Below are 11,835 nucleotides of genomic sequence, written 5' to 3'. Positions count from 1 at the left end.
CCGGCCTTTTTCGTATCCGCACTGCCCGGCCGCGGCCGTTTCAACCGTCGGCGCACGCCGGCACCTTCTCCCAGCGGGCGGTTTCCTGCCCGGTGCTGGGGGCGGCCCCCGGCCTGCCGGAGAGGAAGCCCTGTATCTGCAGGCAGCCCTCCTCCGCAAGGATCTGTCTTTGCCGTTCGGTTTCGACGCCCTCAGTCACGACCGCAAGCCTGAGGCTGTGGCCAAGCGCGATGATCGCCCGGACGATCGCCTGTGCCGACGGGTCCTTTTCCAGCGCCGCAGTGAAGCTGCAATCGATCTTCAGCTTGTCGAAGGGGAAGGTCTGCAGGTTGCTGAGCGACGAATGGCCGGTGCCGAAATCGTCCATGACGATCCGCACGCCAAGCACCCGCAGGCGCACCAGAACCGCCAGCACGTCCTCGCGATTGTGCATCAACGCCGCCTCGGTGATCTCGAGCTCGAGCCGCCAGGGATCAAGGCCGGTGCGGCGCAGGATGTTCGCAACCTGGTCAAAAAGATTGGGCAACAGGAATTGCACGGGCGAAATGTTGACGGAAATCGGCAGGGGTTCGTTCCACTTCGCCGCCTCCGTGCAGGCCTGCTCCAGCACCCATTCACCGATCTGGATGATCGAGCCGCTCTCCTCGGCGATGGGGATGAAAATATCCGGGCCAATCAGCCCGCGCTGCGGATGCTCCCAGCGCAGAAGCGCCTCATAGCCGATGGCCCTGTCGCTTTGGACCTCGACCAACGGCTGGTATTCGAGGAAGAACTGCCGGCGAAGCACCGCATGGCGCAGGTCGTTTTCGATCTGGCGGCGGGTGCGGACTGCCTCGTCCATCTCCCGGTCGAAGAAGCAGGCGATGCCCTTGCCGCTCTGCTTGGCGCGGTAAAGCGCCGTGTCGGCATTGTTGCGCAACTGATCCGCCGTCTGCCCGTCGGCCGGAAAGATCGCAGCCCCGATGCTGACGCCGACGGCTGTCGGGTCGCGATTGGTGTCCATTTCGGCGGCAAACAGCGCCAGGATCCGGTCCGTCAGCTGCCGCACCGCCTCCGGCTCCCTGCCGCCCACCTGGATGATCGCAAACTCGTCGCCGCCGAGCCGGGCGATCGTATCCTGCTCGCCGACGGCAGCCCGCAGGATGTCGGCGACCTTCATCAGGATGCGATCGCCCTCGCCATGGCCGAAGATATCGTTGACCGCCTTGAAGCGGTCGAGGTCGAGGCAGAGGATCGCCAGTTCCTCGTTTCTCGCAGCAGCCGCCGCCAGCGTCTGGCCCAGCCTGCGGTCGAAGAAGGCGCGGTTCGGCAGGTCCGTCAGCGCGTCATGATGGGCGAGATGTTCGATCGTGCGCTCGGCTTCCTTACGCGCCCGCAGGTCGCGCACGAAGATCACGTCGCATTCCCGGCCGCGATACTCGATCGTCCGGCACATGAACTCCACCGGAATGGTGCGGCCTTCGGCGTTCAGAAGATCGATTTCGCCCGGACCGTCGCCGTGCCTGTGGGCGTCCAATCCCTCTTCGCCAAAGACGAAGATGTCCGCCGGAGACCGCCCGGAGAGCTCCGACAGATTGCGGCCCGTCAGTGCTGCGAAGCGTTCGTTGGCGTCCACGATCACGCCGTCGAAGACGATCGCCATGCCTTCAAGCGATGCATTGGCGAGCCCGCGCAGATCCGTCAGGTGCCGGTCGAGAAAGAGCGCGCCGAAGGCGAGCACGATCAATGTGGTCGAAGCGGCGATGACGCCGCCCGCAAGCCAGGCTGGATGGATGGTCTGGGCAACGGCGACATCGGCCTCGGGCACCAGCGTGATGCCGCTCATCGAGGTGAAATGCAGCGCGCAGATGCCGACGACCAGAAGCAGCGACGCGACGACCATGCGCCGCACGCCACGTAAGAGCTGAAAGGCGTGGAGCGCGGCCCCGGCCAGCATCGTCCCGGCGAGCACGGCGGAGACCGTCGTTTCGGGATCGTAAGAAATATGCCCTTGGATCTCGATCGCCCGCATGCCGGTAAAGTGCATCGCCGCGATGCCGGCGCCGAGCAGCAGGCCGCCGCAGCTCATCGAAAGATGCGAGCGCCCGCCAAGACCGATCGCAAAGGCGAGCCAAGACGCTGCGATCGCCACGGCCACCGAGAGGAGCGTGCCCCAGGCGCCATAGGCGACGGGAACGCCGCCATCATAGGCGAGCATGGCGATGAAATGGGTGGACCAGACGCCGATACCGCAGGCAAAGCCGCTGGCCGCGATCCACAAACCGCGTTGGCTGCCTTCGCTTCGCTGAGCGCGCAACAGGAGCAGCATCGTCGCGACGCTGCCTGCCAGGCAGACGATCGCGGCAACCAGGATGAGGCGCCAGTCATGATCGTCGCGTATGCATGCAATCACTGAAAACATAATCGTCTCCCGCGTCAGGCTCACCTTGACAACGAGTCGCTAAATAACTGTAAATTGTATCGCTGCAATTGTTCACCTTCGACACAACCCCAAAAATGGTTGCGCCGAAAGTTCGTCTCAACCGTGCATCGCGGATGCGCCGACGCTGGCGGTGTCGCCATCGATCGCGCCGAGCGCCCGTGCCAGGTGCCCCTCGAAAACCAGGCGCTGCTCGTCGGCAACGACCGTGATTTCCGGCGCCCCCTGAAGCCGGATCTGCATCGATTGGGCCAGCCCCTCCTCGATCCCCGGCAGCATCAGATCGAAGTAGCGGAGGCCCGGTCCGGTGACATGGACGGGCATGCGCTCATAGAGGCTCAACATGCGCGAGATGCCGTTGCCGAGCGCGATGCCCGCCTGGCGAAAGGCGTAGCCGGCCATGCGGTGACCCTGCCGTGCGCTGGCTGCAATCTTGTCGAGTTCCGTTACCGGAACGAACTTGGCGGGAATGGTATCGGCCGGCACTTCGAAGGCCGCGCGCAGGATGCCGTAGAAGCCGGCCGCCGCCTCTATGCAGCCATAGGCGCCGCAGCGGCAAAGCCCCGCCGACGGCATGTGCAGCATATGGCCGAAATTCGGCGCGCTGACATCCATCTCGCCGCTCTGGCTCTTGCGCGCGACCCCGAGCCCTATGCTGTGCCCGAGCGAGATCGCCGCAAGCGCCCTGAAGCCGCTCTCCGGTTTGCGCTCGGCCTGCGCGGCAAGTGCCTGCGCGACCAGAAGGGTTTCGTTGCTGAGCATCACCTTCGCCCGCCAGTCCGGCGCGAGCAGCGCGGCGAAATCGAGCTCCTCCCGCCCGAACACCGGCGACCACAAGAGCCGCGCGGACGCGCCGTCGACCAGGCCCTTGCTGCTGATCGAGACGGCCAGCACCTGGCTGCGCTCCAGTCTCGACCGTTGCAACAGGCGCTCGAGCGCATCGACGAACGCCCGGGCGAAAGGGGCGGTACCGCGCTCGTCGTGGTTTCGGGTCTCGTCGAAGCGGTCGAGCAACGTGCCGCCGTAATCGACCAGCGAATATTGCACGATGTCGGACGAGATCCGGACGACGATCAGATGGCCGTGATCGCGGCGTGGCGTGAACAGCACCCGTGGACGCCCGCGCCCGCCCTGGACCTGCTGCTCGGCCTTGGCGAGCACGCCGGCCTTTTCCAGCTCCGCCGTGATCGCCGAAACGGTCGCCGAGGCAAGCCCGGTCTCGGAAGAGATCTCCGTATGGGAGAGATTGCCGGAGCGCCGGAGCGCCGCAAGGACCAACGCGCTGTTTTGCTGACGCACGAGCTCAGTGCTGGACTTGGTCAGCATGAGACGTCCCTGTCAGTGGCGGATCCTTCGAACACATGCCCCTCCCAAAGCATCTGTTGACCGGCAAGACAAGGCGCCGAACACCTTGTCGACAGCCTTGTGGCACCGATTTTCGGGACGGTCGAGAAACATCGGACACGACCGCTCGCGGAGCACCTTGTTGATGCCGCAACCGCCGCTTTCACGCCGTGTTGACAGCCTCAAAAATCCATGACATTCATTTTCTCGACTGTCGAGAAAATAATTCCGCACGGTGTAGCGGCACGATCTACGACAGCGTCTAAGGCTGGCAGAGGATGGTGCGGGAGGTTCGCACGCTCGGCCGGCCCTCACTCGGGAGGATGAAATGAAATCCGTTTTGAAGCTGATGGCAGGCGTTGCCGTCATCGTTTCCCTGCATTCCGTTGCCCAGGCAAAGGACCTGGTCGTCGGCGTTTCCTGGTCCAACTTCCAGGAAGAGCGCTGGAAAACCGACGAAGCCGCCATCAAGGCAGCCCTCGAAGCCTCGGGCGACAAGTACATCTCCGCTGACGCACAGTCGTCCGCCGCCAAGCAGCTGACCGACATCGAGTCGCTGATCGCCCAGGGCGCCAATGCACTGATCGTGCTTGCCCAGGACAGCGACGCCATCGGCCCGGCGATCGAAAAGGCCGCTGCCGAAGGCATTCCGGTCGTCGGCTACGACCGCCTGATCGAAAACCCGGCGGCCTTCTACATCACCTTCGACAACAAGGAAGTGGGCCGCATGCAGGCCCGTGAAGTGTTCAAGGTGAAACCGGAAGGCAACTACGTCTTCATCAAGGGCTCGTCTTCCGACCCGAACGCCGACTTCCTCTTCTCCGGACAGATGGAAGTGCTGAAGGAAGCCGTCGACGCCGGCAAGATCAAGAATGTCGGCGAAGCCTATACCGACGGCTGGAAGCCTGAAAACGCCCAGAAGAACATGGAGCAGTTCCTGACCGCCAACGACAACAAGGTCGATGCGGTCGTCGCCTCCAACGACGGCACCGCGGGCGGCGCAATCGCTGCCCTCGACGCTCAAGGGTTGGCTGGCTCCGTTCCGGTCTCCGGCCAGGACGCAGACAAGGCGGCCCTGAACCGCGTTGCGCTCGGCACGCAGACCGTTTCGGTCTGGAAGGACTCGCGCGAACTCGGCAAGCGCGCCGCAGAAGTCGCCGTCGAACTTGCCGGCGGCAAGAAGATGGAAGAAGTCTCTGGCGTCACCACCTTCAACGGCGGCCCGAAGGGCGTCGCCATGCAGTCGGTCTTCCTGGCTCCCCTGCCGATCACCAAGGACAACCTGAACGTCGTCATCGACGCGGGCTGGATCTCCAAGGCTGAGGCCTGCCAGGGCGTCAAGGGCGACGTCGCGGCCTGCAAATAAGCCGCACCAGCAGAACTGAGCGCTGACAAAAGACAAGCGCCGCAACGCAACCCGTTGCGGCGCTTGCGCAAGGTGCGGACGCGGCGGACAATACCGCTTCCGCGACCGCAATAATCAGCACGCAGGCTCGGTTTCTGCCGTCGCACCGGACTTGTCGCGTCCATTTCGGGCTCTTGGTGCCTCTGACGCGATGACATCAACAACATAAGTGGGGGGAAGGCACGTCCATGGCCGACATCACACAAGGCAACACAAAGGGCGCACAGACAAATCGCGCCCGTACAGCGGACGAGAACCCGGTAAAACGTTTCTTCCGCGCCACCGAGATCGACACCCGGCTGCTCGGCATGGTCGGCGCGCTCGTCATCATCTGGGTCGGCTTCCAGATCATGACCGGCGGGCTGTTCCTGACGCCACGCAACCTTTGGAACCTGACGGTTCAGACCTCCTCTGTCGCCGTGATGGCGACCGGCATGGTGCTGATAATCGTCACCCGCAACATCGACCTCTCCGTCGGCTCCGTGCTCGGCTTCTGCGGCATGGTCATGGGGGTCATGCAGGCAAAGTTCCTGCCGCAATATCTCGGCCTCGAACACCCGGCCATCTGGATCATCACCCTTCTGAGCGGCATCGCCGTCGGTGCCGCCATCGGCGCGCTGCAGGGCTCGATCGTCGCCTTCCTCAATGTGCCCGCCTTCATCGTCACGCTCGGCGGCCTGCTCGTCTGGCGCGGCGCGACCTGGTTCGTCACCAGCGGCCAGACGGTCGCACCGATGAACGCCACCTTCCGCCTGATGGGCGGCGGCACAGAGGGCTCGATCGGCGCAACGGCCAGCTGGATCGTCGGCATCCTCGCCTGCATCGCCATCGTTGCCGCCATCCTCAATTCGCGCAAGCAGCGCAAGCGCTTCCGCTTCCCGCTGCGACCGGTCTGGGCAGAGTACTTCCTGGCGATCCTCGGCTGCATCCTGGTGCTCGGCGCGATCGCGGTTGCCAACAGCTACTATTGGCCGACCAACATCGCCCGCAAATATGCCGACGCTAACGGCATCGCCTGGCCGGACGGCGGCCTTATGATCTCGCACGGCATCGCCATACCGGTGTTGATGGCGATCGCCGTCGGCATCGTCATGACCTTCATCGCCACCCGCCTGCGTTTCGGCCGCTATGTCTTTGCGCTCGGCGGCAACCCCGAGGCGGCCGAACTCGCTGGCATCAAGACCCGCTGGGTCACCGTCAAGATCTTCACGCTGATGGGCATCCTCTGCGCCATCGCCGCGGCAATCTCGACCGCCCGCCTCAATGCTGCGACCAACGCCCAGGGCGAACTCGACGAGCTCTATACGATCGCCGCAGCCGTCATCGGCGGCACATCGCTTGCCGGCGGCGTCGGCACGATCGCCGGTGCCATGATCGGTGCGCTCGTCATGCAATCCCTGCAGTCGGGCATGGTGCTCTTGGGGATCGACAGTCCGTTCCAGCGCATCGTCGTCGGCGTGGTCCTCGTCGTCGCCGTCTGGCTCGACACCGTCTACCGCGCCCGCGCCAAGTAAGGAGTACGATCCATGAAAGACCAACGCACTCCGCTTGTGGAAATGAAGAACATTTCCATCTCCTTCGGCGGCATCCACGCGGTGGACAACGCCTCCGTCGATCTCTACCCCGGCGAAGTCGTGGCCCTGCTCGGCCACAACGGCGCCGGCAAGTCGACCCTGATCAAGATCCTTTCGGGCGCCTACAAGCGCGATGCCGGCGAGATCCTGATCAATGGCGAGGCCGCCGACATCAACAACCCGCGCGACGCCAAGAAATACGGCATCGAGACGATCTACCAGACGCTCGCCGTCGCCGATAACGTCGACGCCGCCGCCAACCTCTATCTCGGCCGTGAACTGCGCACGCCGTGGGGCACGCTTGACGACGTGGCGATGGAGGCCAAGGCCCGCGAAGTCATGGGGCGCCTCAATCCTAACTTCCAGCGCTTCAAGGAACCGGTGAAGGCGCTTTCCGGCGGCCAGCGGCAGTCGGTGGCGATCGCCCGCGCGATCCTCTTCGACGCCCGCATCCTGATCATGGACGAGCCGACGGCAGCCCTTGGGCCGCAGGAGACCGCCCAGGTCGGCGATCTCATCAAGCAGCTGAAGCGCGAAGGCATCGGCATCTTCCTGATCAGCCACGACATCCACGACGTCTTCGACCTCGCCGACCGCGTGTCGGTCATGAAGAACGGCCAGGTCGTCGGCCAGGCCCGAACCGAGGACGTCACCAAGGACGAGGTGCTCGGCATGATCATCATGGGCAAGGTACCGCCCAAGGCGATCCCCGGCCCCGGCGCCATGCAGGTGGCGTAGGCCAAGCGGTCGGCTTCATCCCGCAAAACCACGCTCTCAACGACGCCGCGCCCCCGGGGCGCGGCGTTTCTATTTGCCCGATGAGGCTCGCCCCGCCGCACGGGCCGGCTCCGTGGCGCCCGCTTCGCCAGCGCTGCCAGTGCGAAAAATCAGCGTCCGGCTCAGCGCATAGTTCACCGAAAAGACCAGGAGCAGCGCCAGCGCCTGGGCAACGACATAGTGTATGACGGCCGATAGCAGCAGGAAGGCGACCGCGTTTATTCCGGCGCCGAAAGTCGACACCGCCAAGAACTTCGGCAACGCCTTGAGGTGCGGTGCGTCGGATCGGAAGGTGAAACGCCGCTGGAGGAAATAGTTGACGACGACGGCAAAGTAGAAGGCGATGGTGGACGCGAAGACCGGTTCGAGCCGCGCCGTCTCGACCAGGACGGCGAGCGTGGCCACCTGCAGGCTCGCCGCGATGCAGCCGCAGGCGAAATAGCGAACAAAGGTCATATCCAGAAGGCGTCTCATCCGGTGCCTTTCGCATCGAGCGACGTCCAGCGACTGGCACATAGGTGGTCGCCGCCTGGCCGAGAAACGTTTTAGTAGCTTTTGCTCATAAGAGCAGCTAGAAATACAGGCAGTAAAGAGCAGACAACCGTATTCATCAAAACAGCATCAGGCGCCTTTCGAGGCGGCTGCTTGATAACGGGGCTCGGGCATGCCGCATCATTTTCAGCAGGCCATCCTGGCGCTGGGCGAGACGATTGCCCATGAACGTGGCGCTACCGATGACAGCCGAGGCGCCCTGGGCGTCCGTGCGGCAGAGTTCCTGCTGAAAGTTCATCGTCAGATGCCCGACTATCTGCGCCCGCCCTTCCATAGTCTCGTGCTTCTTTTCAATGCCTGGCCGCTGCTGCGCAGAGGCAAGTTCTTTCATCAGCTTTCGCTCGACGATCGGCTGACCGAACTCGACAAATGGCGGCAATCCCGCCTCGAGTTCCGGCGGCGTTTCGTCGAGTTCCACATGTCATTGGCATTATTCTGTATTTACTCAGACCTTTACGGCCAGGACTACCAGCATGAACCTATCGCAACCGGAGCGCCGGCTGGCCCCTGAGAGGCTCGCCCCCGACATCATCGTCATCGGCTCCGGCCCGGGCGGCGCGGTGACCGCCACCCGCTGCGCGGAAGCGGGCAAGTCCGTGCTGATGATCGAAGAAGGCCCGCATCTGGCGCTTGAGTCTGCGCCGCATTTCTCCCGCGAGGAAATCCTTCAGAAGTACCGCAACGCCGGCATCAACATCGGCTTCGGCGCTACCAAGATCGCCTATGTCGAGGGCTGCTGTGTCGGCGGTGGCAGCGAGATCAACCGCGGCCTCTACCACCGCACGCCGCAGGCGGTGCTCGACCGCTGGAGCCGCGACTATCGGGTCGAGGCGCTGACACTCGAAGATCTCACTCCGCATTTCGACGCCTGCGAGGCGGTCGCCCGGGTCGAATACCTGCCTGGCCCTGCGCCGCAGCTGTCGACGCGGCTCGATGAGGGCGCGCAGCGGCTCGGCTGGTCCTCCCTCGAAGTGCCACGCCTCTATGCCTACACCGCCGCCGGGCTTGGCGGATCTCCGGGCCGCAAGCAATCCATGTCGGCAACTTTCGTGCCGCGCTTCCTCGACGCCGGCGGCATGCTGTTGGCCGATACCTGCGCGACAAAGCTTACCCATGCGAACGGGCAGTGGACCGTGCATGCGCGCAGCAAGGGGGCGGCGGGCACGCGCCAGATCGAGCTGAAGGCAAAAACCGTCATCGTTGCCGGCGGCGCGGTGCAGACCCCGTGGCTGCTGCGCCGCTCCGGCATCACCCGCCACGTCGGCGACAGCCTGCGCTTCCATCCGATGCTGAAGGTGGTGGCGGTCTTCCCCGACGAGCTCAACACCCCTGGCGAACTCGAGCCCGTCCACCAGATCAAGGAATTCGACCCCCGCTTCAGCATGGGCTGCTCGATGAGCAAGCGGCCGGCCCTGGCGCTCGCCATGGCGGCGCATCCGGAGATGATCGACGCGGTCGACCGGGACTGGCGGCGCATGGCGATCTACTACGTGCAGAGCACCGGCGGATCCGGCAAGGTAAGATCCCTGCCCGGTTTTCGCGATCCCCTGGTGCGGGTCGGCCTTCAGCCCTCGGACCTGAAGGAATTGGCCGTCGGCCTCGCACGCCTCGCGGAGGTTCTCTTTGCTGCCGGCGCCCTTGCTGTCTATCCGAGCATTCCGGGCTATCCCGTGCTGAAATCGCTGGCCGATATCGCCAAGCTTCCCGAAACGCTTCCTCCCAAGCAGGCAAACGCCACCGCACTTCACCTCTTCTCCTCCTGCCCGATGGGCGAGGATGCCGAAAAATGCGCGGCGAGTTCGTTCGGGCGCGTGCATGGCGCCAGCAATCTCTACATCGCCGACGCTTCGCTTCTGTGCGGGCCGACGGTCGTCAATCCGCAAGGAACGGTGATGGCCGTCGCGCATCGCAACATCACACGCGCGCTCGAGGATCGGGCGATCTGATCGAACAATTCCCGCAGACAGGGGCTGGAGGGACACATGCGACATCTCATTACCGGCGGATCGGGCTTCATCGGCAACCTCGCAGCACGACGGTTGCGCGAACACGGCGACGAGGTGCGGGTGCTCGACATCTGGGAGGATCGCTCCCGCCCGGCGGATATCGAGTTCGTCAGTTGCTCCGTGCTCGACCGCGACGGCGTGCGCGCCGCCATGCGCGACGTCGATGTCGTTCACCACAATGCGGCACTGGTGGCGCAGACGGACGCGGGGCGCGACTACTGGAACGTCAATGTCGAGGGGACCCGCATCGTCTGCGAGGAAGCCGCAAAAGCGGGCGTCCGATCGCTGATCCATGTCAGTTCGACCGCCGCCTACGGCATCCCGCCTTCCGGCCCGATTACCGCGGCGACCCCGCTTCGTCCGGTGGAGCCCTATGGCAAATCGAAGCGCGCCGGCGAAGAGGTAGCCGAGGCCATCTGCGCGGCCGCCGATATGACCCTGATCACCATCCGCCCCCGGGCGACCCTTGGCGGCGGTCGCCTCGGCATCTTCCAGATCCTCTTCGAGTGGATCAGCGAAAACCGCGCCGTCTATGTCATCGGCTCCGGCAACATCAAGTTCCAGTTCGTCCACGCCCATGATCTCATGGATTTCTACATGCTGGCGCTCAAGGCCGGCCGGAGCGGCACCTACAATGTCGGCACCGACCGCTTCGGCACGCTGCGTCACGACCTGGAAGCCCTGATCCGCTATGCCGGCAGCACTTCGAAGGTCCGGAGCCTGCCGACTGCCGCCACCATCAATACGCTCCGGGCGCTGCATTGGCTGAGGGTCTCGCCGCTGGTGCCCTGGCACTACCTGACCTACCACAAGGAATGCTACTTCGACGTCGAGCCTCTGCTTGCCATGGGCTGGCGGCCGAAATACTCCAACGAAGCCATGCTGCAGGAGAGCTACGACTGGTATCGGCAGAGCGCGAAGGTCGCCTCCGCCGTTACCGCAAAGAGCCCGCACCGCGCGCCCCTCAAACAGGGCGCGCTCTGGCTGCTCAAGATGATATCGTGAGCGAGCGGGGCGCTGGAGCCGGCGCGCCCATCGGCAGCGGCTCCGTCACCGGCCAGAAGATCTCGTCGTCATAACCGCGAAACGTATCGACGCCGGCGATCGGCCTTGCGCTGCGGATGAGGGCCCGCATGCCGTGGCTCTGCGCCACGGCCCAGTCGCGCTCCACCCGGTCGCCGATCATTATTGCCTGCTCCGCCGGCACCTGCGCACGATCAAGCACATGGGCGAGACCGGCCGGATGCGGCTTCAGAACGCCGACGTCGGGATCCATGGCGGAGACGACGATGCTGGCGCCAAGGCCAAGCGCCTTCAGTTTCTCCGATGCCGGATAATCGGACAAAACGGCAATCGTCTTTCCCTGGGCTGCAAGGCCGGCAAACACCCGTTCGACACCGTAGCACCGGCAAGCCGGAAGGAGTTCGAGCGGACGCCGTTCGATCCATTCCTCGACGGTATTCCTGACGGCCTCCGGCGACCGCCCGCACCGCTCCGCGGTCAGTTCGTATTGCCGCTCGGCCACATTGGTCGCCAACGCATCGCCCAATTCCTCCCGGCAGTCGCGAAAGGCGCGCAGGATGCGGATGGTGCCAAGGCTGCGCCTGCGCGCCGCATCCGCAACCAGCCGAAGCAGCATTAGCGCCCGCAGCCGCCGCTGGTCGTACAGCGTCCCGTCGAGATCGAACACCACGAGGCGCAACCGATCCCAATGCACGGCTCCGTTTGGCAAGGCTCCGTTCGGCAACGTCGAGCCGG

10 protein-coding genes are annotated in these 11,835 nt (G+C 64.5%); 6 read left to right on the top strand and 4 right to left on the bottom strand.

The window, feature by feature from the left end:
• Window positions 1–40: 40 nt before the first annotated feature.
• Entirely contained in the window at window positions 41–2,401 is a 2,361-nt protein-coding gene (locus JVX98_RS27220) for an EAL domain-containing protein (RefSeq protein WP_205238078.1), read from the bottom strand.
• Between the two features lie 117 nt (window positions 2,402–2,518).
• Window positions 2,519–3,745 carry an ROK family transcriptional regulator gene (locus JVX98_RS27215; protein WP_043611672.1) on the bottom strand — a complete coding sequence of 409 codons (1,227 nt, stop codon included), beginning with the start codon at window positions 3,743–3,745 and terminating at the stop codon, window positions 2,519–2,521.
• Between the two features lie 346 nt (window positions 3,746–4,091).
• On the opposite strand from JVX98_RS27215, the gene xylF reads away from it, so the two are divergent.
• From xylF to JVX98_RS27200, 3 genes are all read left to right on the top strand, one after another.
• The gene (gene xylF / locus JVX98_RS27210) at window positions 4,092–5,129 is read left to right on the top strand and encodes a D-xylose ABC transporter substrate-binding protein (protein WP_043611674.1); all 1,038 of its coding nucleotides are present in this window, start codon (window positions 4,092–4,094) and stop codon (window positions 5,127–5,129) included.
• 227 nt (window positions 5,130–5,356) lie between these two features.
• On the top strand, window positions 5,357–6,682 hold the full coding sequence (locus tag JVX98_RS27205; RefSeq protein ID WP_205238077.1) for a sugar ABC transporter permease: 1,326 nt from the start codon (window positions 5,357–5,359) through the stop codon (window positions 6,680–6,682).
• Window positions 6,683–6,694: 12 nt separating this feature from the next.
• Window positions 6,695–7,480 carry an ATP-binding cassette domain-containing protein gene (locus JVX98_RS27200; RefSeq protein WP_034793927.1) on the top strand — a complete coding sequence of 262 codons (786 nt, stop codon included), beginning with the start codon at window positions 6,695–6,697 and terminating at the stop codon, window positions 7,478–7,480.
• A 69-nt stretch (window positions 7,481–7,549) separates the two neighbouring features.
• On the opposite strand, the gene JVX98_RS27195 is transcribed toward JVX98_RS27200, so the two are convergent.
• A complete protein-coding gene (locus tag JVX98_RS27195; RefSeq protein WP_205238076.1) occupies window positions 7,550–7,993 on the bottom strand; it encodes a GtrA family protein in 444 nt (147 codons plus the stop codon).
• A gap of 190 nt (window positions 7,994–8,183) precedes the next feature.
• Between JVX98_RS27195 and JVX98_RS27190 the strand changes: the two genes are divergently transcribed.
• Genes JVX98_RS27190 through JVX98_RS27180 form a run of 3 tightly spaced genes read left to right on the top strand, consistent with a single transcriptional unit; the run spans window position 8,184 to window position 11,082 of the window.
• Complete coding sequence (locus JVX98_RS27190) at window positions 8,184–8,582, top strand: hypothetical protein (RefSeq protein ID WP_205238075.1); 399 nt, start codon at window positions 8,184–8,186, stop codon at window positions 8,580–8,582.
• Entirely contained in the window at window positions 8,545–10,017 is a 1,473-nt protein-coding gene (locus JVX98_RS27185; RefSeq protein ID WP_205238074.1) for a GMC family oxidoreductase N-terminal domain-containing protein, read from the top strand. The genes JVX98_RS27190 and JVX98_RS27185 overlap by 38 nt, the downstream gene beginning before the upstream one ends.
• A gap of 36 nt (window positions 10,018–10,053) precedes the next feature.
• On the top strand, window positions 10,054–11,082 hold the full coding sequence (locus JVX98_RS27180; protein WP_205238073.1) for an NAD(P)-dependent oxidoreductase: 1,029 nt from the start codon (window positions 10,054–10,056) through the stop codon (window positions 11,080–11,082).
• Here JVX98_RS27180 and JVX98_RS27175 read toward each other — a convergent pair.
• Window positions 11,066–11,809, bottom strand: coding sequence for an HAD family hydrolase (locus tag JVX98_RS27175; protein WP_205238072.1), 744 nt, complete (start codon window positions 11,807–11,809; stop codon window positions 11,066–11,068). The genes JVX98_RS27180 and JVX98_RS27175 overlap by 17 nt on opposite strands.
• Window positions 11,810–11,835: the final 26 nt, after the last annotated feature.

The organism is Ensifer sp. PDNC004 (assembly GCF_016919405.1).
In the GTDB taxonomy this organism is placed as follows: domain Bacteria; phylum Pseudomonadota; class Alphaproteobacteria; order Rhizobiales; family Rhizobiaceae; genus Ensifer.
Note: the sequence above shows the minus strand (reverse complement) of the source record. Positions and strands in the feature narration are given on the sequence as shown.